This is a genomic window from Paenibacillus sp. J22P169, from assembly GCF_059691995.1.
The window spans coordinates 1,388,119-1,411,837 of sequence record NZ_JCAUAO010000001.1; the positions used below are offsets into that span (position 1 = coordinate 1,388,119).

Annotated in this window: 22 protein-coding genes; 4 read left to right on the forward strand and 18 right to left on the reverse strand. The window is 44.9% G+C overall.

The genetic code is table 11. From position 1 onward, the window contains the following. Positions 1-10: 10 nt before the first annotated feature. The 6 genes from AC58QG_RS06475 to AC58QG_RS06500 form a co-directional block, all read right to left on the reverse strand. Positions 11-1,288, reverse strand: a complete 1,278-nt coding sequence (locus AC58QG_RS06475; RefSeq protein WP_497361278.1) for an ABC transporter substrate-binding protein — start codon at positions 1,286-1,288, stop codon at positions 11-13. Between the two features lie 542 nt (positions 1,289-1,830). Next, positions 1,831-2,802 carry a glycoside hydrolase family 43 protein gene (locus tag AC58QG_RS06480; protein ID WP_497361279.1) on the reverse strand — a complete coding sequence of 324 codons (972 nt, stop codon included), beginning with the start codon at positions 2,800-2,802 and terminating at the stop codon, positions 1,831-1,833. A gap of 117 nt (positions 2,803-2,919) precedes the next feature. Then, positions 2,920-3,750 (reverse strand): carbohydrate ABC transporter permease, encoded by an 831-nt coding sequence (locus AC58QG_RS06485; protein WP_497361280.1) that lies wholly within the window; start codon positions 3,748-3,750, stop codon positions 2,920-2,922. A gap of 6 nt (positions 3,751-3,756) precedes the next feature. Continuing rightward, complete coding sequence (locus AC58QG_RS06490; protein WP_497361281.1) at positions 3,757-4,653, reverse strand: carbohydrate ABC transporter permease; 897 nt, start codon at positions 4,651-4,653, stop codon at positions 3,757-3,759. Between the two features lie 72 nt (positions 4,654-4,725). Then, positions 4,726-6,054, reverse strand: a complete 1,329-nt coding sequence (locus AC58QG_RS06495; RefSeq protein WP_497361282.1) for an ABC transporter substrate-binding protein — start codon at positions 6,052-6,054, stop codon at positions 4,726-4,728. 433 nt (positions 6,055-6,487) lie between these two features. Further along, positions 6,488-7,168 (reverse strand): hypothetical protein, encoded by a 681-nt coding sequence (locus AC58QG_RS06500; RefSeq protein WP_497361283.1) that lies wholly within the window; start codon positions 7,166-7,168, stop codon positions 6,488-6,490. A gap of 224 nt (positions 7,169-7,392) precedes the next feature. On the opposite strand from AC58QG_RS06500, the gene AC58QG_RS06505 reads away from it, so the two are divergent. Both AC58QG_RS06505 and AC58QG_RS06510 read left to right on the forward strand, forming a co-directional pair. Further along, positions 7,393-9,141 (forward strand): ABC transporter ATP-binding protein, encoded by a 1,749-nt coding sequence (locus tag AC58QG_RS06505; protein WP_497361284.1) that lies wholly within the window; start codon positions 7,393-7,395, stop codon positions 9,139-9,141. Positions 9,142-9,172: 31 nt separating this feature from the next. Further along, the gene (locus AC58QG_RS06510; protein WP_497362796.1) at positions 9,173-10,981 is read left to right on the forward strand and encodes an ABC transporter ATP-binding protein; all 1,809 of its coding nucleotides are present in this window, start codon (positions 9,173-9,175) and stop codon (positions 10,979-10,981) included. A gap of 44 nt (positions 10,982-11,025) precedes the next feature. On the opposite strand, the gene AC58QG_RS06515 is transcribed toward AC58QG_RS06510, so the two are convergent. From AC58QG_RS06515 to AC58QG_RS06570, 12 genes are all read right to left on the reverse strand, one after another. After that, entirely contained in the window at positions 11,026-11,532 is a 507-nt protein-coding gene (locus AC58QG_RS06515; RefSeq protein ID WP_497361285.1) for a GNAT family N-acetyltransferase, read from the reverse strand. A gap of 33 nt (positions 11,533-11,565) precedes the next feature. Next, positions 11,566-12,291, reverse strand: a complete 726-nt coding sequence (locus tag AC58QG_RS06520; protein ID WP_497361286.1) for a class I SAM-dependent methyltransferase — start codon at positions 12,289-12,291, stop codon at positions 11,566-11,568. Between the two features lie 37 nt (positions 12,292-12,328). Continuing rightward, entirely contained in the window at positions 12,329-13,237 is a 909-nt protein-coding gene (locus tag AC58QG_RS06525) for an NAD(P)/FAD-dependent oxidoreductase (protein ID WP_497361287.1), read from the reverse strand. Positions 13,238-13,318: 81 nt separating this feature from the next. Further along, complete coding sequence (locus AC58QG_RS06530; RefSeq protein ID WP_497361288.1) at positions 13,319-13,717, reverse strand: RrF2 family transcriptional regulator; 399 nt, start codon at positions 13,715-13,717, stop codon at positions 13,319-13,321. An 82-nt stretch (positions 13,718-13,799) separates the two neighbouring features. Beyond that, complete coding sequence (locus tag AC58QG_RS06535; protein ID WP_497361289.1) at positions 13,800-14,252, reverse strand: hypothetical protein; 453 nt, start codon at positions 14,250-14,252, stop codon at positions 13,800-13,802. After that, a complete protein-coding gene (locus AC58QG_RS06540) occupies positions 14,249-16,255 on the reverse strand; it encodes a GW dipeptide domain-containing protein (protein ID WP_497361290.1) in 2,007 nt (668 codons plus the stop codon). Before AC58QG_RS06540 ends, AC58QG_RS06535 begins: the two co-directional genes overlap by 4 nt. Before the next feature lie 125 nt (positions 16,256-16,380). After that, on the reverse strand, positions 16,381-17,553 hold the full coding sequence (locus tag AC58QG_RS06545; RefSeq protein WP_497361291.1) for an alanyl-tRNA editing protein: 1,173 nt from the start codon (positions 17,551-17,553) through the stop codon (positions 16,381-16,383). Continuing rightward, positions 17,531-17,995: a GNAT family N-acetyltransferase gene (locus AC58QG_RS06550; protein WP_497362797.1), complete on the reverse strand. Its 465-nt coding sequence runs from the start codon at positions 17,993-17,995 to the stop codon at positions 17,531-17,533. The genes AC58QG_RS06545 and AC58QG_RS06550 overlap by 23 nt, the downstream gene beginning before the upstream one ends. Before the next feature lie 23 nt (positions 17,996-18,018). Continuing rightward, positions 18,019-18,351, reverse strand: a complete 333-nt coding sequence (locus AC58QG_RS06555; protein ID WP_497361292.1) for a low molecular weight protein tyrosine phosphatase family protein — start codon at positions 18,349-18,351, stop codon at positions 18,019-18,021. 24 nt (positions 18,352-18,375) lie between these two features. Next, complete coding sequence (locus AC58QG_RS06560; protein ID WP_497361293.1) at positions 18,376-18,957, reverse strand: YdeI/OmpD-associated family protein; 582 nt, start codon at positions 18,955-18,957, stop codon at positions 18,376-18,378. Positions 18,958-19,022: 65 nt separating this feature from the next. Next, on the reverse strand, positions 19,023-19,475 hold the full coding sequence (locus AC58QG_RS06565) for an NUDIX hydrolase (protein WP_497361294.1): 453 nt from the start codon (positions 19,473-19,475) through the stop codon (positions 19,023-19,025). Positions 19,476-19,578: 103 nt separating this feature from the next. Continuing rightward, positions 19,579-21,690, reverse strand: a complete 2,112-nt coding sequence (locus tag AC58QG_RS06570) for a glycoside hydrolase family 52 protein (protein ID WP_497361295.1) — start codon at positions 21,688-21,690, stop codon at positions 19,579-19,581. 174 nt (positions 21,691-21,864) lie between these two features. Here AC58QG_RS06570 and AC58QG_RS06575 point away from each other — a divergent pair, with 174 nt between their 5' ends. Both AC58QG_RS06575 and AC58QG_RS06580 read left to right on the forward strand, forming a co-directional pair. After that, positions 21,865-22,764 carry a helix-turn-helix transcriptional regulator gene (locus AC58QG_RS06575; protein WP_497361296.1) on the forward strand — a complete coding sequence of 300 codons (900 nt, stop codon included), beginning with the start codon at positions 21,865-21,867 and terminating at the stop codon, positions 22,762-22,764. A 102-nt stretch (positions 22,765-22,866) separates the two neighbouring features. Continuing rightward, a complete protein-coding gene (locus AC58QG_RS06580; RefSeq protein ID WP_497361297.1) occupies positions 22,867-23,676 on the forward strand; it encodes a sugar phosphate isomerase/epimerase family protein in 810 nt (269 codons plus the stop codon). Positions 23,677-23,719: the final 43 nt, after the last annotated feature.

Here is a 23,719-nt window from a genome sequence, read left to right on the forward strand (position 1 = left end):
CCCTTGCATCCTATTGCTGAGGCGTATTTTGCTGGATCTGAAGATTGGTATTAATGATCTTTTGCGCATTTTGCAGCACCTCTTGTGGCGTGATTTGTCCCGCCATCATCTTCTCGAACTCACGCACAAGCTCATCGTTGATCGAACCCTGCCGCGGTTGATTTGGGAAATATTTCACATCATCCGCTGCACTAGCATAATCCGGACGGTATTTCAGCTTTTGAAACTCTTCCGAAGCGACCGCTTTCTTCACCGCAGGGATATGCCCTGCCTTCGCCCAACTTGCGCCGTGAGCAGCTACCCAATTCGCAAATTTTATCGCCGCTACTTGCTTTTGCTTATCAGGCTTTTCATGAAACGGAAGTGAAAAAGTGTGAGAATCCCCCCACGCTGCCGGATGATCGTAGATTTGTGGGATTTTGGTCACCCCGAAGTGTAAATCTGCTGCTTTCTCAAACGTTCCCGTCCCCCATACCCCAGAAATCAACGTCGCTGCATTGCCCTTCGCGAAGCTTTGAATCTGATCATTAATATTGGGCAATATGAGCTTCTTCGTGTAGAGGGAATTGACGAATTCTAACGATTTCAGAGCAGAAGGATTGTCAATCGCAGCCGCTTTCCCATCATCTGTGTAGAACCTTCCGCCATCTTGTTTCATTTGATTATAAAAGGAGAACCATATCCAAAACGAGTCAATCCGTACATTGGGTTCGGCTAATGGTGTAATATTCGACGGTACACTAGCGCGTATTTTCTCCAAAAATGCTAAGTAACCCGCCTCGCCTTCCGCCATAATCGGTTTTTCTTTCTCGTCCAAGAGGCCCGCGAGCCTTAGCCAATCTTTGTTGTAGTACATGACTTCCAGGTGCGTATCTAGCGGGATACCCAGATGCTTATTGTCAGCTACGGTGCTTTGTAGAATCGTAGGGTTAAAATCGTCCCAATGGACGCCAGCTTCGATCGCCAGCGAATTCAAATCCGTCAGAAATCCCGCTGGCGCATACTGCGAATACTTCGCAGAGTGAACGATCGCGATATCTGGAGCCTCTTCTGTCACGATCGCCGTGGACAGCTTGGTATAGTAATCACCTGAGTTATTATTAATTTGCTCTATTTTCACATGATCTGTATTTTCATTGTTATATTGCTGAATCAACTCTGCCATAAACTGCCCATCCCCACCGCTAAACGGCGTCCAAAAGGTAATTCGCAGTTTACTTGTGGCAGGCTCATCGGTTGTCGTGTTCGTCTGCGAATCATCACAGCCTACCGTGCACAGACTCAACATGAGAAGAAAACATATCGATTTCGTAGCTTTCGTAACTGGTTGTTGTCTTCCGCTCAGATGAATCGCCTCCATGCCTTCAAACTATGCCTTCATTATACAAACATAAGTGGAGCCAAGCCAATGACCTATTTCTTTTAGTCATGGACATATTTTTGGATTTGTACACAAAAGAAGCCGAAACACCCGGAAAGGGTGGTTCAGCTTCTTGGTACACGTGGCGATTGCCGCCTCCTGCGTTCTGTAAGTCGATAAATTCGACTTACACGTGGCAATTGCGGCCTCTCGCGTTCTGTAAGTCGATAAAATCGACTTACACGTGGCAATTGCCGCCTCCCGCGTTCTGTAATTCTGTAAGTCGATAAAATCGACTTACACGTGGCAATTGCCGCCTCCCGCGTTCTGTAAGTCGATAGAATCGACTTACACGTGGCAATTGCCGCCTCTCGCGTTCTGTAAGTCGATAGAATCGACTTACACGTGGCGATTGCCGCCTCTCGCGTCTTGTAAGTCGATAGAATCGACTTACAAGACGCGGTTGCAGCCTACTCCCCGCCAGGCACCTGCACTGGCACACCCTCGGCAATCGGGCTGCCAAAATTCGGCGTACCATCCTTATTCCACTGGAATGGCTGCATACGTACATTCCGATTCCAGCCGGATCCCTGTGTTTTCGCCGCATGGTACACAATCCAGTCTTCTTTGCCATCCACTGACTTCGCAAATGAGTTATGACCGGGTCCAAAAACTTGATCTGTCTTGGAAAACACAGCCTTCTCACCTTTCTTCCAAGCGGCAGGATTGAGCACATCACTGCTCATTGTCGTACTCAGCATGCCTAGACAATAGTCATCGGTCCAGCTCCCGCTAGCCGAATAAATCACATGAATGCGATCCTCATGCAGCAAGACCTGCGGTCCTTCATTAATCGTAGGATGACCGACCAGCTCCCAATCGAAGGTTGGACGTGAGATTTCAACTGGCTTTCCACTAATCGTGAACGGATTGCTCATGGGCGCAATATAGAGATTCTGACTTACATTCACAGCTCCCTCCCATCCCGACCAAATGAAATAGAGCGATCCATCCTTCTTCTGCAGCGTAGTCCCGTCAATCGCCCAGCGGCCAGCTGTGTCCATCATCCCTTTATCAACGTAAGCACCGAGCGGATCATCCGTCACAGATTCTAACACAAACATACGATGATTCTCATTCTGGCCATCATCTGCGGCATAGTAGATGTACCATTTTCCAGCAATAAAATGTAATTCAGGCGCCCAATTATTGGACGTATTCGCACCTGTTACTGGCGGAAACCAGACGTCTTTGTACTCAGCATCTGCTAATCCCGTCAACGTCTTTGATTTCCACACGCGGATGGAATTTCCCGTTGTATGTGTGTAATAGTAGATTCCATCTTTGCTCGTCACCCAAGGATCCGCCCCATTATCAATAATTGGGTTGGTAAATGTTCTCGCTTCCTTCGCCTTAGAAACAGCGACTTCGGTTTCTTTCACGTTTGTCTCCACAGCTCCCTTCGTGCACCCTGCAAGTATCAAAAAACTCAAACATATAATGCTTAATTTCCGCATGGGAAAGCCTCACCTCTGCCTATTCGCATCTCATATCTGCCACTATTGCTTGACTCCTGTCGCGGTTATCGATTGAATGAATTGTCTTTGACCAATGAGGAAGATAATCAATGTCGGGATCGTAGATAACGTCGCAAGTGCCATTAATTTGCCATACGATTGTACGAAGCTGCCCGTCGCCATAACCGCCACGCCTGCAGTTAATGTGCGCATTTCAAGATCTGTTACCGTAAAGAATGGCCACACGTAATCATTGAATACACCCATAAAGGTGAAAATAGCTAACGTTGTTACAATAGAGATGGATGATGGCATCAAAACAGACGTAAATACCTGCCATTTATTGGCCCCGTCAATCCGGGCTGCTTCTATGATTTCATTTGGAAATGATTGGAAAAATTGAATTAACATAAACACGCCGAGCGCCCCACCTGAGTATGGCAAAATGAGAACATAATACGTATTAATCAGATTAAAATTACTGAAATTCAAGTATTGGGGAAGAAAGGAAATAATGCCCGGCACCATCATTGAACCAACAAATATGGCGAAAAGCGTTCTTTTAAAAGGAATATCTAACTTCGCTAACGCGTATGCAGCCATCGCATCCAGTAGAATTACAAGGAGTGTCGCAGCAAAACCCACGAAAAAGGAGTTAAACATCCAACGGAAAATCGGTACCTCCACATCACCGCCAACAAAAATGGTATGGAAATTATCCCACGTAAACTCTTGTGGAAATAAATGAAATACGGGTGCCATAACCTCTACATCGGTCTTGAACGAATTGGAAAACATCCATAACATCGGCAGAATGAAAATGATCCCCAGTATGGAAGCAAGCAGCACATAAAAGATTTTCAGTGATTTCAACGTCCTCTACTCCTTCCTGCTCGTGACTTTGAATTGAATAACAGACACAATCATGATCGTTAATCCCATCAGAATCGCCATCGCTGATGCGGATCCGATTTCTCTAGCTGTGTAGGCTGTTTGCAAAATCCCCATCAATAACACCTTCGTCTCATCCCCTGCATTACTCATCAGATTAGGCTGCGCGAAGATATTGTAAGAGGCAATTGTCGAGGTGATCAGCACAAAAATAAGGACCGGTCTAATGAATGGCAGTGTAATACTTTTCAGTCTATCCCAACCGTTGGCACCATCAATTTTGGCTGCTTCATAGAGATCCTCAGGTACACCATTGAGTGCATTCACGAAAATGATCATGTTGAAGCCGATCGTCCACCATAGTGTTGCGATAACTAGAGCAAACCACACGAAAGGCGTATCCAACAGCCATGGGACAGGATCGAACTCACGAATGCCTACTTTTGCAAGAAGAAGATTGATGAATCCGCCTGTGACGTCGAACATCCGCTTCCAAATTACCGCCATAACAGTTGCAGAAACGGCATAAGGAATGAAATAGATCGAACGGAAGAAGGATCGTAATTTCGCTGGAAGTGCATTCAGTAGTAAAGCAAATCCAAGTCCTACGATGACTAGAAAAGGAACAGAAAACACGACGAATTTCAAGGTAGCTTTCATTCCGATGAAAAATAAATCATTCTCTTGGGTGCCGTTCGTAAATATTTTCCGATAATTGTCGATGCCTACGAACGGATGCACAGGATCTAACAGGTTGTATTGCTTCAAGCTAATGATGAACCCATAAATGATGGGGATCAGCGTAAAGGCTAAGAAGGCAATAAGATAAGGTAATATGAATAAGCTTGATGTCAGCTTTGATTTCCAATGTGATGGGGTAGGCACCTGATTCCCTCCTCTTCTTTAAAAGGGAAGACGGGTACTGGGTACCCGCCTTTCCATGATGATGTGCTATGGTTACTTCTTCATGGCTGCTGTTGATTTGGCTGCTGCATCATCAAGCGCAGCTTTTGGATCTTTTTTGCCTTGAAGGGCGTTGGCAAGCTCGCTCCAGATACTGTCGGAAATTGGACCCCAATTTAATACTTTTGGTGCAAATTTCACATACTCAAATTCTTTCGCTACTTCGGTTTGTTGTTGTGTCATCGCTTGGAAAGCAGCACTGTCGCGAACTACTTTGGAAGCAACGGCTTGACCGGACTCTGCCCAGTCAATGGAGTTCGCATTTACATATTTCAAGAAATCACCAACACCTGCAAGAATTGCTGCATCTGTTGTTCCTTTTGGAATAACGAAGTTATGGGATCCGCCGAATACGGCTTGTTTGACTGTACCAAGCTGTGGAACCGGAGCTACACCATAGTTAATTTTCGCTTTATCGAAGGCATCCTTCGACCAAGGACCATTAAAGTGCATCGCACTTTTCCCTTGTTGGAACAGATTGAAATCGCCATCTGCCGCAACGGTTGGAGGTGAAACCTTCATCGTTGTTAGGCTTCTCATAAAAGTAACCGCTTCTACACCTGCAGGTGAGTTGTAGGCGATGTTGCCTTTATCGTCTAAGAAATCCCCGCCATTTTGGAATAAAATAGTTGGGAACAAGAAATTTTGGATCCAGAAGGTTGGCATTGCTGCCCCCCAAATTCCTTTGGATGGATCCGTCAGCTTTTGCGCAGCATCAACAAACTCTTGACGATTCGTTGGTACCTTCGTAATACCAGCAGCTTTAAACAAATCTTTGTTGTAGTACATGACTAGCGGATGAATATCAAGTGGAATGCTGTACCAGTTATTGTCCTTCGTCGAGTAATCCACGGTTGCTGGAGGAAAGTTACTTTTCTCAACGCCAACAGCTTTGGCAATGGCATCCAGAGGTTGCAACTGATCCTTTGCAATGTAGGTAGGTGTTTGATCAAGATGCATGATCGCCACATCAGGAACACCTTTCTTCGTCGCAATTGCTGTATCAAGCAGCTTGTAATAGTCACCATTGGGTTGAATCGTCATTTTTACCGTATATTTATCTTGCGATTTATTATAGTTATCCACGATTTTCTTCATAAATGGACCATCATTGCCTGAGAAAGGGTTCCAGAAGTTAACGGTTACTTTCTCTCCGCTCTTCGCTGGCTCAGGCGCTTTCGTTGCCGCTGCCGCTTGTGAAGCTGCTGGAGAAACCGCAGCCGGTGAAGTCTCTGCTGTTTTCGTTGAGGAACATCCCGCTAAAACCAAAGCCATTGACAAACTTGCTGCACCCATCATTTGTAAGCTTTTCATTTTTCCCATTGTTGTGATCTCCCTTCAATTTTAAACACACAATTTGTACTTGCTTAACTCGTTGAATTTGTGTCAAAATTGTAGTGAGCTGTGAATTTCTTCGAAATTCATTCTCACTACCGAGAGCGATTCTAAGGAGTTCCCACGCCAATGGACCTTAGATCGCTCTTTCCTTTGCTTTCCATCCCCGTACCTGTATCAATTGGATTTTACAATTGCCAACTCGAATGCTGCGCGCCTCCTTCACTCGCCTAAGTTAACCACAATTTAACTATAAAGTTTTCTAGAAAACGTTACCATGACGATATTCATGAACCATTGGACATATTTTCAGGTTTAAAGTAAGGAGTACTGATAACAAAAAACAGCGACCGACTAAGACTTGAACTTAAGTCTTTGTCGGTCGCTGTTTTATATCCAAGGCCAAGGTTATCTGTATAAATTATCCGTGGGACCTTGGAACGGTTACGGAAAAATTACTGCGATATATTTTATTTTCTAAAATATAGGGTACATAACATCTTTGACAGAATGGGCAATTGAGTAAACCAACATCAAAGTTATCGACTTGCTTTTCCGTATTAGTAATTGCCTTCCCTTGCTTGTTTATCGTAATAAGACGCACATCCTCGAATTTTAAATGATAGTATAAAAAACATTCATCAGATATATCCTGGCAAAATGTGCAGTCAGCATCTGTTAATTGATCAATATCTACTTCTCTCGGTAGATTAAAATCTACAAATATCTTTTCGAGTCCAAATGGAGCGGTTAATTCATTGTGTAAGTCCCCTTTACTCAGCTTTGAGGAGGATTGCTCCGTTACCAAATAAGAGTTGTAGCACGAAACACAAAGCAAATAAGAAACTTCTTCCTCTATATCTTCTATAATACATAATTCGTCTGACAGATTTAATTGATCATCTTCAATCGTATATACATTCATACTTTGCTTGGCCTTAAATAAGACTAAGTTTGTACCACACGCACACTTAGGTCTATTATCCTTCGATCCCTTTAACATGCCAACAAAGGCTTCAACAGTACCTTCAGCAGCTCTTTCAATTACTTTTTCTGCTACTTCAGTTATATATTTTGATAGTAATATTTCTAATAGGCTCAAATCAACAACCCCCTTTCTTGTTGAAATCCACCGATACATTTATCCTCAAATATCGTATTCAGGTTGCTATTAAGAAGTTCTATAGATTGAAACCATTAAAATCCCGAATATTGCACACGAAACATCATCCAGTATAAAATTATGTCTAGTAAAGGATGACAATTTGCAAATATCGGAGTATCGTTCAAAGGGAGTACTTGACTGCGGAAAGAGGAGTGTGCACGATGGGTTTTATGAAGAAATATGTCAGAAAGCACTGGAAACTATTTCTAGTCGCTGTTTTTTTCGTCATGCTGGAAGCGCTTGCGGATTTGCTTCAACCGACAATCATGTCCCATATTTTGGATGTAGGCGTTGCGGAGAAACGGCTTGATTATGTTCTTAAAATGGGTGGTGTCATGCTGATCATCACAGCATTCGGAGCCGTCGCAGCATCGATGCGAAATATTGTCGCCAGTCATGTTTCACAGAAATTCGGCACAGAGCTTAGAGCGGATTTATTTGAAAAAATCCAATCACTCTCTTTTACCAATATCGAGCGATTCGAACGCGCGTCCTTGATTACGCGACTAACGAATGATGTAACTCAAGTACAAAATTTTGTAAATGGTCTCATGCGTATCTTTGTAAAAGCTCCGCTACTCTGTATTGGAAGTCTAATCATGGCCGTGAGGCTCAATATGCATTTGGCTGTTGTCCTTCTTATCGTAGTCCCCATCGTTGGCCTGCTCGTCGCATTGAACTTGAAAGTGGGTTTCGCCCGTTTTGTCAACGTTCAGAAAGCGCTGGACGGCGTGAATCGCGTCATTAGGGAATATTTGTCCGGTGTTCGGGTGGTCAAAGCTTTTAATCGTTTCGACCACGAGGCCGATAAGTTTCAGAAGACCAATACCGAGTATCAGGACAAATCCATTCAAGTGACGAGACTGTTGGCCATCTTTAACCCCTCCATCCTGCTGACTGTTAATTTCGGAATTGTAGCAGTCCTTTGGCTAGGAGCCTGGCGAGTTAATCAACACCAGATGCAGGTTGGGCATATCGTGGCGTTCGTCAATTACATGACGCAAATTTTGTTTTCCCTGCTGACCATTTCAATGGTATTTAATATGTTCGTTCGGGCGAAAGCATCAGCCACTCGGATCGGTGAAATTTTCAGTCAGTTGAATGAAATGACTTGGGATGACAAAACAGAGCTTCCTGCTCATCGTCCAGGAGGCCGAATTGACTTTAAGAACGTTTCGTTTGCCTATGAAGGAGCTGCTGGAGAACCTATATTGAAAAATATCAACTTGACCTGCCTTCCGGGTGAAACGATCGGAATTATCGGCTCCACGGGATCAGGAAAAAGCAGCCTTGTGAGTCTCGTTCCCCGCTTCTATGATACAAGTTCGGGTTCGATCAGCGTGGATGGTGTAGACATCCGTCAGTTGGACCCTGCCAAGCTGCGAGATCGTATTGCCATTGTGCCGCAGAACACGATTCTATTCAGCGGCAGTATTGAAGACAATCTACGTTGGGGCCACGAGCATGCGTCTCGCGAAGAGATTGAACAAGCCGCAGCAATGGCACAAGCACATAGCTTCATTACTACGTTCCCAGAAGGCTATGAAACCCGGCTTGGCCAAAGAGGTGTGAATTTGTCTGGAGGCCAAAAACAACGACTATCGATTGCCCGTGCCCTCATTCGGAAGCCTGACATACTTATTCTCGATGATTGTACTAGCGCTCTAGACACTGCGACTGAAACAGAAATCAAAAAATCACTCAAGGCATTTGCCTCTGGTGTTACTTGTTTGATCATTGCACAGCGCATTACCTCCGTCATGGATGCGGATAAAATCGTCGTGATGGACGATGGTGAAATTGTAGGCATCGGCACACACGAGATGTTAATGGGAAGTTGCAGTGTCTATGTGGAAATATGTCAATCCCAATTCGGAAAGGAGCTGCCTCATCATGTCAAAGCCGAATGAAGGATCTCGTCAACAAGCACCTGACGTTCCGATGATCACCGGTCCCATTGGTCGCGGTGGGCGAGCTCCGGCTGTAAAGCCCAAAAATTTTAAAGGCACCCTGCTTCGGCTCTGGTCCTACTTAGGGGCAGAACGTAAATGGTTGACCATTGTCTTTCTTTTTATTTTAGCTGACTCTGTTTTGACCTTGGCAGGCCCTTATCTCATTGGTGTAGCCATTGATGCCATGGCTGGGGGGCAAGTAGATTACAGCGTCTTCGATGTGGTCATCATTGTTCTGATTAGCACTTACATTGCTGATGGCGGGCTTACTTTCTTGCAGAGCTGGGTCATGGCTGGTCTAGCACAACGTGTTGTAAAGAGACTCCGACAAACGATGTTTGCCAAGCTACAGAAGCTGCCCCTTTCATTTTTCGACGGACGCACACATGGAGATATCATGAGCCGACTGTCGAATGATATAGACAACGTAAGCAACTCGATCTCGCAATCAACCACACAGCTGATGACAGGCTCTATCGCTATTGTCGGTTCCTTAGTCATGATGCTGGTGCTAAGTCCCACTCTAACTCTTGCAAGTCTCATTACCGTTCCGCTCGTATTCGTATTGGCCAAAACCATAACGAAACGAACCAGCGTGCTATTCAAAGAGCAGCAGGCACAGCTTGGCAAGCTGAATGGTCATATTGAGGAAACGATTTCTGGACTTCTCGTTGTGAAAGCTTTCAATCGTGAGAAGAAAGCTGTCCATGAGTTCAATCATGTAAACGGCCGCTTATATGAGGTTGGCTTGAAAGCGCAAATCTGGTCCGGTTTTCTGATGCCTCTCCTTAGTGTCATCAATAATATCGGTTTCTCCTCCGTAGCAATCGTCGGTGGCGTGTTGGCCGTCAAAGGCCACATCACAGTCGGTGTTATTGCAAGCTTTTTGAGTTATTCGCGCCAATTCGTGAGGCCCCTTAATGAAATTGCGAACACCTATAACGTGCTGCAATCCGGTGTAGCAGGGGCTGAGCGTGCTTTTGAAGTGTTGGATGAAGTGGAAGAAGTGGAGGATGAACCAGGAGCGGTTGAGCTGGAGAAGCCCATTGGTCAAGTCACCTTTCAGGACGTGACCTTTGGATATAGACCGGATGTGCCGATTCTTAAACAGGTTAGCTTCGAAACCCCTGCAGGCAGCAGCCTAGCACTTGTCGGTCCCACTGGTGCTGGTAAGACGACAATCGTCAATCTGGTGACCCGTTTCTATGATGCGACTAGCGGCACGATCTTGATTGACGGAAGAGATATCAAATCATATACGCGCAACAGTCTTCGCCGCAGTTTCGGAATCGTGCTGCAGGATACGTACTTGTTCTCCGGTACGATTAAAGAGAACATCAAATACGGCAAGCCTGAAGCGACAGATGCGGAAGTGATGGCAGCGGCTAAACTCGCTAATGCTGATGCTTTCATCAGCCGGCTGCCCAAGCGTTACGAAACGCAGCTCTCCGAGAACGGTGGGAATTTAAGTCAGGGACAGCGCCAATTGCTTGCGATCGCACGAGTCATTCTAGCTGATCCCTCCATTCTCATTCTTGATGAGGCCACTAGCAGTATCGATACCCGGACAGAGCTACATATTCAAGAAGCCCTGCTCTCCATCATGAAGGGGCGAACAAGCTTCATCATTGCTCATCGTTTGAATACCATACGCAATGCAGATACAATCATGGTTATTCAGCGCGGTGAGATTGCCGAGCAAGGCGATCACAGTGAATTAATGAGTCAGCAGGGTACGTATCATCGGATGTTTTCCAATCAATTTGTAACTCATAGCAATGGCAATAATTCGGAATAAACGTACAGAGAACCCCGGCTTGCTTGGCAAGCCGGGGTTCTTATTTAATATATTTTTAGAACCATAAAATCCTCATCAAAATACTTCCCGTCATACTTCAATGCGTTATATTCCACACCATAAACCTCAAAACCAAGTGACTTGTACAGCTTCTTCGCTAAGTCATTATCAGACATAACAGCTAAATTTATTTGCTCGATGCCATCGCATGCTTTCGCCCTACGAATAAGTTCAAGCATTAGCAATTTCCCCAAACCTTGCCCTCGGTTTTCTGATGCCACGTACATCCCAAACACATTACCTTTGTGCGCAGTTTTTAGACCGCTCTCCCGTACAAAGGTTACGATTCCAACTAGTAAACCACTATCCTCAAAAGCCCCAAGAACAAATTTCTCCATCGTTGGTTTTATACGCTCGACTACCGTTTCCAACGAAAATTGAACTTCACGTTCATACGTCGATCCAAATGCCTCTGGGTTGTTTCGCAAGGCACGTAATCGTAATTCTTGATACAATTTAGCATCCTGTTCATCCAAAACTCGAATATGCAATGACTTCCCCTCCCACTCTGCCATTGTTACTAACTACACCATTTCGTTTACTACTTCTTCTCGTTCTGCATGGCACATCCATCCGCCAAAAAGTCCAGTCGTATAAAATCTAGTTATATTCGTAAATCCTGATTCTGTCAATAAATTTTCTATTTGATCTTCAGATAAGAATGAAAGTGTCATACGTACTTTATTCACCATTTCATTGACTGTGGTGGTTAGCCTTCCAGCATCTAACCAGAAGCTTTTCCAGACGTTTAATCTGTCTTGCAGCTCCGTACTATCAAGATCACCGAAAGCACTCACAAGAACAAATGGGGCTCCCGGCTTCAAGTGCTCTTTGATGGTTCTAAGCAGCTTCAGCTTCTCTTGAACATTATCAATAAAATGAAGAACCAAGATACAACTTGCTGCATCGAACTTCGAATCTGTATGTGGCAATTCATCAATCGTTCCATGTATCAAATTGACGCGGTTTTCCAATCCGAGTTCTAAACTTTTATGTTTTGCGATCTTAAGCATGTCTTCCGAAGTATCGACTCCGGTGAATGTCCATGTCGGGTTAGTCGGACCCCATGCGGTAAGTTCATTTCCTCCACCTGCACCGATCACTAGCAAGGATGCCTCTTTTCCGCCAAATTGAACTCGGTAATAGGATTGAATCAACCCGAACAACGCGTCATACGTAGGTATCGAGATTCTAGCGTTCGTATCGTAGACAAGCGCCTTTTCGGCGTTGTATGTAACTTCTTCTTTCATGTATACCCATCTCCGTTCTTCGATTACATATTCACTGCTAATTGGCTTTATGCCAATTCTCCATAAGGAGCTCATTGTTGATGCCCACACCAGCTAACGCACCTAAGGAAGCCGCAGTAATGACTTGATACATCTCCGACGCAGCATCTCCAGCACTATATACACCGGGAACACTCGTTTTGCCAAAATGATCAACAACGACACTTTCCGCTTCATTCATCTCACAACCTAAGGATTGAGGTAGATCTGATCCGATCACAAGTTTCGGACCAAAGAATATCCCCGTACAAGAAATTTGAGTCCCATCTTCTAACTCGACATGATGAACGATCCCTTCCTTCGATGCAATCGTTCGAATAGGTGAGTCAAATATAGAAACGTTATGTTGAGTGAGCTCCTCTTTATCGGCAGGTGTCATTTCATCAGGTCCATTGGTGCAAATGGTAAAATGGCTCGTCCAACCGGATATCATTTTGGCTAAGTGTAGCGCTTTCGCTCCATTCACAATTAACACTAATGACTGATCTCTTAGTTCCCATCCATCACAATACGGACAGACAAAGGCGCTCTTACCGTATACCTCGGTCAACCCGTTAATATCCAACGGCACGTCTTTTTTACCTATTGCAAAAAGCACCTTCTTGCTTTGATAACTCAAACCATGAGCAGTTTTAATGTGAAAATCCCCATCGCTGCCTTTAATCGTTATCGCCGTATCGGCAACAAAAGAGACAGATGGATAAACACTGATCTGGTCTTTCGCGATCTGACGGAACTCTTTTGGAGAAATACCATCTCGTGTAAGAAAACCGTGGGTTTCACGAGTTATCTGGTTACGCGGACGACCTTCATCTATAACAACCACATTTTTTCTTGCCCTGCCTAATACTAGAGCTGCATTGAGACCTGCTGGTCCTCCGCCGATAATCACACAATCGTACTTCATAACATGTTCCTCTCCCTCGTTTTTTATTAGAGACTTAATAGACTCTTAATATCTTTAATTAACTTAAAAAAAGGACGGATCCTACTCCGTCTTATGTGCATTCGCCAAGTCTGCTATTTTCTTACTAGCCAGATATTGCTCCAACTGTCGCTCAGCGTCCATCACAACCTGTTGAATCTGACATTCGCTTCCATGATTAAAGCTGCATTCGAACAAAGAAGCGGTACCTTCGATCGCACGTATAATATCGAGAAATGAAATGTCCTCTTGCTTATGCTTGAGCCGATATCCACCATTTGCACCTGGTGAAGACTGGATCAATCCAGCTTTGACAAGCTTCGTCATTAACTTAGATAGATAGGTCTGTGAAACACCTAACTTATCAGCGAGCAGTTGCACACCAACAGGTTTGTCAGGCGCTGAAGTTACCAGATAAAGCATGCCATGGAGGGCATAGTCGGTCGCCTGTGAATATTTCATCTCACACCTCCATTAGAGACTTTATGAGTCTATAATAGCGTTAATTCAATTGAATATCAAGTTTTTATTCTCGCTCGGTAGGCTATTGAACCTCTATAACAAAAAAATAAATGGAACTTCCTTGCCTCCAATTTGCGTAAATCCCGTAAATATACACACCTTTTTCTTTGGGTACTGTCAACAATTGACCCTTTAATTGGACAACATCAGATGTTCCTTTAGTACTAGTCCAGATATTTGCACCCAATGTATTCTTTTTAGGACTTTTTCTGAATTTGATAGTTATTTGGGATTCTGGTGGGACAACAACTGGTTTAAGGCCGGCATATTTAATAAGATCTTGTGGAGAAACCATATCCGCACACTTACCGCCAAAAAGTCCACTCCAACAGTAAGAACCTTGTGCGAATGCAATTTTTTTATCGCCTGCCGTAATGGTAGGTTTAGGTGGTTCGGATCTAAAGAGTTCAGAAAAAAAATAAGCTCCGATCAATAAAACAGCTGCCACGAAAATCAAGGTTAATCGTTTCTTCATACAACTTCCACCGAGAAAGTCTGCTTCCAGACGATCCGTTCACCGACACGAAGCACTGCGTTTAGCCGGTGAAGTCCAGGAAGCAAAGCACGAGAAGCATAAAGCCGGTACCACACAGTGACTACTTGCTCTTCAGATCCAACTCTCTCTTGCAGTGAATTCAAGCTATCGGAAGGCTCTTGGTCTACCTCTTCGATTGATAAAAGTGCAGGCATGCGCAAATTCCCTTTGGATATGCTCCATTGCTCGTATAGCCAAGCCTGCATTTCGAATTTCCTATCTGCAGTGACTTTAGTCGGGAACTTACCGAGTTCTACCGTGTAGTCTTTTTCTATGAGTGAGTAATAATCGGGATTTCGCCAACTCTCTTGCGATAATCCAAACAAGCTGCTCATATCTTGAAGGGTCAAGTACCACTCACCATCGGAATCTATAGGGGATTGCAATAGTTGTACGCTTCTTTCAAGGACATTATGCCAGTAGATCTTCGCTTCAGGCTGACCTGCCAGAAGTTCAAACTTATAGTCCCCTTTAGTGATGGAAAGCGAATGTATGATGTCATCTTGTTTCGACTGATAACGGAACGCATTTGCAAGCTGGATTGCTGAAAGAAAATCGGTGCCTTCATCTGTCCGGTAGCCGATTTTTTGCTGTCCGAACAACGTCAGATCCTGACCTTGAGGAATGATCGTCGCAAAGCCAAGATTCCGCTCATTATATGCGATTTGAAGAGTTGCTTCCGGGTCTAGAATCCTGTCGCCTTGCGAAATTGTGACCCAGACGTCACCATCCGCTGTATGAATTTTAACCCATTTATTACCTGACGGTTCATCCCAATAGGCAATAGCCGTTACAGACTGAGACTGCAGGTTGGGCTTTGGCTCAGAAAAATTCACTCCAGGATAGCGGAATGGCCCTTTTTCTTCATTCAGCCTGATTTTCCATTGCACTGGAACGGCGTTCTCGGGCTCCGCTCTGCGTTTATTTACCCAGCCCGTCGTTCCATCTGAAGTTCGGACATGATACCAAGTCCCGTTGAACGGATCCTGTATCGTTTCAAATGCGGTAACTGTAACGTCTTTCAATACGGCCACTTCTTGGTTATCCGTCGACCACACATCTGACAAGAGCGGGGTTTCCACCTTCAGATCGACCTTCTCGTTCGTATCCGAGATAATGGTCCCTACGCCCCGCACCCATCTGTCTCCGTCTGTCGTTCGCACAAGATAGCTGCGATCATAAACGGTCGTTAACTCGGCAATGACCTCGTAGTCACCATTCCTTAATCTACCTGCGGCAAGTTGATTGCTGCCTGTATGATCATTATCTTGGAGTGCCGTACCGACCTCAAGGTAGTAAGGCTCATCGTTATAGTGTGTACGTTGGGATTTCGGATGTACTGTGCTGATTCTATTGATTGGTATGTGGGCCCACAGATCGCCAAGCCATGTCGTGTGAATCTGTACCCAAGCTTTCCCGCTCCGGCTATCGCCAACGAACCATTTATCTTCCATGTTAACTACTTCCACTATTTGAGGAGACAATGAAGCAACTGATTCTACTTTATCATTTTGCCTTTGGAAGAGCGGCGTCTCCTCCGTTAGCATAATCGTTTCCGGCTGCGTAATGGCAATGTCCCACATGTAAGGACGCACCCAACGCGGTCCGTACATCGTATCGATTTGCCACTGGACGGCACTGCTAACCGACCAAGAAGCCTCTCCTTTTATTACATGTACTGTTTGAGGAGCAAAGACACCCTCATCTTTCTTTTGGGGATCATCCGGGTTCGCGTAATACGGCGTGTTTTTCAGAAGTTCGATAGAATCAGGGATTCTGAGACCTTCTGGGGATTGCAGCCCCGAGTATACAGTCCAATTAGCCATATTACTTAACGAGATTTCGGCTGCCTCAGACTTTTGTGTTATGGCTCCCCCCCACAATGCAGCAGCAAATGTAACTGTAGCTAATATGGTGATGGGGAGCTTTCTCTTATGCTTCATATCCAACACATCCTTAATGATAATCATGTTATAGTTACCTGAATTTTACAGCAAACTTCATCCTATAGTCCATAAAATAAAAAGGAGCAATATGCCGCGGCATATTGCTCCTTTTTTCTCTTCCTTCAAATTCCTCTGAACTGCGCTTCCGCATATGTATAGAAGGCCAATGCTTCTTCTCCACTGGAGAATCCGGCTTGCGCCATTTTATCGCTGCCTCCACCTTTGCCATTGAAACTTCCCAAATGGGCTTTGAAAAATGCTCCACAAGCTAACGAGTAATTCCCATTATGTGCAAATACAACTTTGTTCTCGGAAGTCGTCACAAACAAGATTGGCAAATCCGTTTTCGAAGCTAGTTTCGTTGCTAAACTTTGCATATCCTTTAAGGATTTATCTTCGAACTTGTGAGCAATAACTTCCTTACCTTCAGCTAAAAGCTCTTGAGCCACAAATTCATCAAGCTTCTCTTTAAGCTCATTTAGTTCCGTCTGAACCTGTTTGTTCTCTTGCTCCCACTTCTCGATACGGGCGATAATTTCATCTTTACCCGTGTTGAATTTGGCGGACAAGCTGCCTAGAATTCGGACATTCTCGTTAAATTCAGCCAACGCGCGGAAACCACATAGAAAATAAATACGTGTATTTCCCTTTTGTTTCTCTGTTTTTAACAGCTTGATCAACCCAATTGCCCCCGTTGAAGACACGTGAGTACCACCGCAAGCATTATACTCCACACCAGCCATCTCAACGATACGGATGTTCTTCGTCACCTTCGGCTGTTTGACAAGCGGCAGCTGCGCTAGCTCGTCAGGGCTAACGAAATAACTGGTAATCGCACGATTCTCGTAAATTTTACGGTTCACTTCCGTTTCAATCGCTGCCAACTTCATCGGCTCAAGGTCAAGCGTCTCCACATCGATCGTGCAGTAATCCGTCCCGAGATGAAAACTTACCGTATTGGCTTCATATAGCTCTCGACATACAGCCGAAAGCAGATGCTGTCCGCTATGCTGCTGCATATGGTCGAATCTGAGTTGCCAGTCTATTTTGCAATTCGCACTAGTTCCTTCTGGCATCCGATCTAGCTTATGTAGAACTTCGTCCTCTTCCAGAAGTACGTCCAAGACGGGAATCCCGTTAATTTCACCGGTATCACAGGGCTGTCCACCCCCATGCGGATAAAATCCAGTCTCCTCCAAGAGGACATAGAAGCCATCCTCCCGTTCGATCTTTGCGCTGATTGTTGTTTGCCATTCCTGCTGATAGGCAGACTCATAATATAGCTTTTTTGTCATGATGTTCGTTTTCCTCTCCGTCATTAAGCTTAAACGCATGGAACCATCGTTCCATAACGATATAGGTTTTGCCGCCTTTAGTAAAATTCGTATCGGTTTCAATAAGTCCAAACTTCTTATAATATGGCGCCTTTTCGACTCTCGCATTGCAAAAGATCCGTCTCACGCCGGCTTTCATCGCGTCTCCAAGCATAACATTCAGTAATAGCGTGCCATAGCCCTTCTTCTGCTGAGATAGCAAAGTAGCAAATTTACGAAACTGCGCTTCTTCGCCTTCTATAAAAAGAGATACCACCGAGACCAACTGATCCCCTACCATTAGTCCATAATGGATTCCCATATCATCGTCTTTAAGCTTGACGTAATCCAAGTCCTTGTCAGGCCACATGACCTGATGCCGGAGCTGCCAGGCGTCTTCTTTCGGTATTACTTTGATTTCCATTTTGTTCAACTCCATGCCTACTTTTAAATCTCAATATGCTCCGATACTCTCGCTTCCAGAATATCAATTAATTCTTCATCCATGAATTGATAATCATCGGGTATATCCAAATTAATAATCTGCTTATTCGCGATTTCCGTTTGAAATTTATCTTTTAATCTTCTCAAATGCTTTTTTTCCATCACAAATATTAAATCTGCCCAACCAATATGGCCTTCCGTCACTCGAATTCTTGCGCCTTCTTCTGTACCCGCGGATTTAACTACGTAATCATTACGCTTATCAAAAATGTTCTCAGCTGTTAAGCTTCTCCATTTGTTTTTACTACAAATAAATAAAATCTTCGTTTCAACCACTCCCGATTGGAAATCCGTTCTATTCTAAGGATAAATCTTCTCCCCATTTTCCAGCATCAAAATAAATTCCTTAATACGCTTCACACGTGTTTCTTGCTTCTTCGCTGTATGAATTCGGAACGTGATGGCATATTTGTTTTGCCGATCCAGTGTATCATAGAAAGCTTTCGCGTCGCTATTTCTCTCTAATTCCAAAGCAAAATCCTCTGGAATGGATGCATGACTTTGCGGTTCATAGGCTTTCTCCCACTGCCCATTCTTCTTGGCAACTTCAATTGCCTTCAAGCCAGACGGCTTCATTCTCCCGTTTGCAATCAGAAGCTCAGCCTTGTCTTTATTCACTTTGGACCAAATGCTTCTAACACCACGAGGCGTAAACCGTTGGAGCCATGACTGCTCGTCCGCTTTTTCTTTCTGACTATCAATCCAACCATAGCACAATGCACTCTCAAGCGCCTGATCGTAAGAAACAGATTTACTTCGAGCGCCCTTCTTCGCAATTTGCAATCGAATGCCAGATGAAGTGTTATGATGAAGCGCAAGCCAATTTTCAAAAGCAAGTTGATCCTCAAAGTGCATCTGCGGCAATTCGTTTTTAGTGTTCAATGTTTCGCCTCCGAATGACTGTGTCTAAATATTAAGCTTTCAATCTACAAATCTATACGCTTTCATTATACATTCGACTCGCTATAATCGCCTAGACATCCTAAGCTTTCTAACGCCATTTTCAAAATAACACGATTATTCTCATACCCATTCAGATAGTGTAAGTCCCAAGCTTCAGCTGCGTTATGCCACTGGACACCTCGGATTTCCTCAGTTTGAGCTTTAAGTTCTCCGCTAATCGCCTCAACCAGAAAGTAATGTGTTTCCTTCGCAACATGGCCGTGCTCCGAATGTTCGAACTGATAATAATTGATTGTCAGAGGCTGAATGATCTTCCCGACAATGTTGGTTTCTTCTCTTATTTCTCTAAGCGCAGCCTGCTCAATCGTCTCGCCAGCTTCCATTCTTCCCTTTGCAAAAGCCAGCTTGCGATACCGATCCACAATTAGCAAAATGTGAACCTCTTGTCCTATTTTACGGTAAACGACACCGCCTGCTGAAATTTCTTTCTTCGTCATTCGTTCCATCTACCCCCAGTCGAACAAACTCATCCCTTCCATTTTACAAATAGTACCAACAAAAAAGCAACCAAAGCGGTTAGCTTCGGTTGCTCGCAGTCGTTTATTTCGTTTCCTGCAGCCATAAAATGCTCGTCACACCGCGTGGATAATACTTGCTGCCCGTAATTTCACCGGAAATAATTTGATCACTCCAACTCCAAATGGACAAGGTCGGGTGCGTCAACCAAGCAACATGGGCTGCATCCGCTGCAGCACCTGTCTCCTCCCAAGCCAGATCAAGGATTTCACGTGCTACGAATTGGCACAAATATATTTTACTTAACCAGGAGTTATTACTCGTGGAGGAAAGCTTCCAGCCGCCATCAGCGAATAAGCAGGTTCCCTCTACAAGGACAACATCCAGATGCTTCTTCAAAGCTTCGATATAAAAGCCGTAACGACCCTTCACGTCAAGCGCTTCCTTATTGCCTGTGGAGTATGGGAATACCAAGCCTTCAATCGCAGGAATGATTTTGGAGTCATTGCCTTCGCCCACAACTGCTGGAATATATCCTTCTTCGGTGACGAATGACGTTACCGTTTGTGCGCATTTCAAAGCCTGCTCACTTGCGATAAGAGCCAGATCTTCTCGGCCATTTTGAGCAAAAATAGTTTCCATGGCCACGTAAGCTGCCCAACATTTGCCTGCCATATAAATATTGTTCCGCGATTGTCCCAAAGAGACGTCTAGGCTGTCGTAGGTCGTAATTTCGGCTCCACCCATGGTACGCGTGCTGTCTAATGACATAATACCATTTCGCAGCTCCGGATTCGGATGATCGCGATTGATCATGCTCGTCAAACATTTATCAAAAATCGCGAGATTCGCTTGCAGCCACGCCTGATCATCCGTATGCGCCACATAGGTTGCTCCGCATAATATCCAATTCACCAATTGCTCATGTGTCATATGAGAGAAACAGTCGTCCAAACCATATAGCTCATAAGAAGAGAAACTTGGACGTGACAGCGTGTTGGCTACTCCCATATCATGCGTAAACGAGATTCCACCCGGGTATTCCGTAGGGTCGCCTGGGAAGCAAACCTTATCTTCATAGCTATACCGTTTCACGAACATATCCAGCTCATTACGAACCGTCCAAGGATTCACAGCCAGCTCATAAAATAACTGATCAACTGTCAAATCGAACGTGTTCATCATCCGATATTCGCCTTCATTGACGATCCAGAATGGCTGATCATCCATATCCAGCAGCTGCGTGTTTCCATAGTAGCTGCGAATGGCATGCGCAAGCATAAATTTCTGATCCGCTGACAAACGAGAGTTTTCAATATTTGCATCTGCACTTTGAGCAAGTGCTGCTAGCTTGTCGAAATGGCCCAAAGCATAATCAGCAACGGCTTCAATATTCTGGAATAAACGTGCATACGTATACGATGCATCACGACCCGCTGTAACAATGCCAGAGCGATGGAAGCAAATTGCAAATTGGTAAGTACGCTTCTCACCAGCAGGCGTATCTGCGAACAAAGCACCTACCGTACCGAGGCCGAAGGTCAAGTTTTCTACAATTTTCATCCTCAAAATATCTTCGATACTAAAGTAGAGGCCTGAACGAACATCAGGATCTTTGGAAACTATCGCCGTAATTCGGCCCTGACCAACGCCTGCGGCGCCCTCCATCGTATCATCCAACCTGCGCATAGCACTGTATGGATCTGTCCCTTGATACCCAAAGAAAACTCTTCTAGATGACGTACCTTTGGTATTATCCACGGTAATTTTAGCTAGAACCGCAGGTACGAGAGATAAACGAAGCTCCTCATCACTTGCTGTTGTTGGATCAGGAACCGACTGTGTCGGGGAAATAAGGCTAAATTCCAAATCGCCGGCTTTCCACGTATCGGTACTAACATTGAAATCTCGGTGAATCTTCTCTTGTGCAAAGGGGAATACCGTTTTCTTTTTTTTCGGCTTCGGATCCGGATTCTCGATATCATAGCGTTGGGCTTCATCTTCAACCGAATATTCGAAGAAAGGCAATGCATCATACTTGCCGCCTTCAGCGGATTCAAGACCAATATATATATTTTGCTTAGGAGGACGCGCTTGTTCTAGATCGAAGCCTCCGCTTTTGCCCGGAAATCCAAGTGTAAAGCTTGCAAATGCGCCAACTGGCGAATGGTGTGCGTTGAAAAATTGATTCTTCATATCAGGATGATGCTCCTCTCAGTCATTTGCCCTTATTATACAATGATCAAAACCCTGAACCCATGGGCATTACGATCTTTCATTTGGACAAAAGAAACATTTGATTTCTACCCTAGTAAGATGAGATAGTTATTGTAACGAATGGACCATAACCTTTTCAAAGGAGCCTTATATATGGAAGTCTTGCAACAAGAGTCATTACCCAATGGTCTCGAAAATGTCGTACATGGCGGTATGCTGCCTGATGTGCAGGCATCTTTCCGGATTTTTGCCGCGCATATTCGCAAGGTTAACGCGCAATGGTCATTTCCTGAGCATCAACATCCGATGTTTGAGCTAAATCTCGTCGTAGACGGCTCTCAACGTATGCGAGTTGGAGACAAGCATTTTGTACAGAAGCAAGGTGACCTAGTTTGGATTCTTCCGAATGAAGTGCATGCAAGCTTAGGTGCTGTCGAGGGCAGTATGATGGAGTATGTGTGCGTGCATCTAGAGGTGACCGATCCTTGGTTTCGTCAGCAATTAAGTCAAATCGGACAAATTATTCACCCATCTGGCAGCAAAATGGAGAGCTTACTCCGCCCTATTCTTATGGATCTCGCACAAATAGCCAGAGAAAATACCTCCAGCGGACTGAGTCTAAAGCTTCAGACGATGCATGCTTCATTTCGTATTTTCACTGCGTTAAGCGAGGTGTTACTCGGCGAGGCAGTGATGTCTAACCAACACACGGGAGATGCTGGCTTAGCCTCACAGCTTGCAGCGTTAATCGAGCATCATGCTTCAACGACAATGAAAGGGCAGGAACCTTTCCGTATTACGCTCATTGCCAAGCAGCTCGGATATAGTCCCGCTCACTGCAATCGTGTTTTTCACAAAGCTTATGGTGTCTCGCCACGCCATTATTTAAGTACAGTCAAGCTCCGTCAAGCCAAGCTGATGCTCATGGACCCGACTCTTTCTATCGAGCATATAGCGGAACAGCTGGGTTACAAGGATTTGTCGCAATTTAGCAAACAATTCAAACGATGGACGAATTTATCCCCAACCGCCTACAGACATCTATCTTGGTGAAAATAGGTTGAGTAATTCTGAAGATACCATAAGCTTTTTACCGTTCTCCTGACCTATACTCATAGATATTTCTATGGAACTATCAGATAAGGAGCAATAGATATGCAATTAAACGGTTATAAATCCTTGTGGGAATGGAACGGGATCTGGGAGGGGAAATTAGCCCAAGTCGTTGAGGCAGGATATTGCGGTGTTGAATACACGCCTCCTTCAGACAGTAAGCATGATAAGCAGTTTCGAAAAGACTTAGATGACATGAACTTATCGTTTATAGCACAGGTGGTGACTCGAGGACCGAATCACCTGCAATCTTTCCGTGAACAGGCGCTTCGCGCAGCAGAATTGCGACCTGTTCTGATCAATTCGCACAGCGCAGCTGATCGAATGCCTGCCGACGAGCAGCTTCGCTTCTTCGAAGAAGCGCTGCGCGTGGAGGAAGAGATCGGGATTCCGATCGCGCACGAAACGCATCGGGGGCGGGCTTTTTTCACGCCGTGGCAAACGGCGGCCGTGTTGAAGCAGCTGCCAGAGCTCACAATCGGCGCCGATTTTAGCCATTGGTGCGCAGCCTGCGAGAGCATGCCGAGTCCGGAGGACGAGGACGTCAAGCTAAGCCTAGCGCGGGCGATCCACATTCATGGGCGCGTCGGGTACCCGGAAGGCCCGCAGGTGGCGGACCCCAGGGCACCTGAATTTGCCTGGCATGTGGAAGCCTTCATCAAATTATGGTTAACCATCTGTCAACACAGATTCGATGCCGGAGCGGATACTATGACCTTCACACCGGAATTCGGGCCTCCGCCGTATATGCAGGTGCTGCCTTTCACTAGACAACCGGTGACTGACTTGTGGGATGTGAATTTGTGGATGTTTCAGACATTTAAGAAGCGATTTGAAGCGATGTTTCAATAAGAAAAAGAAGCCTGGAACGTGGGAACACGTTGGGGCTTCCTTT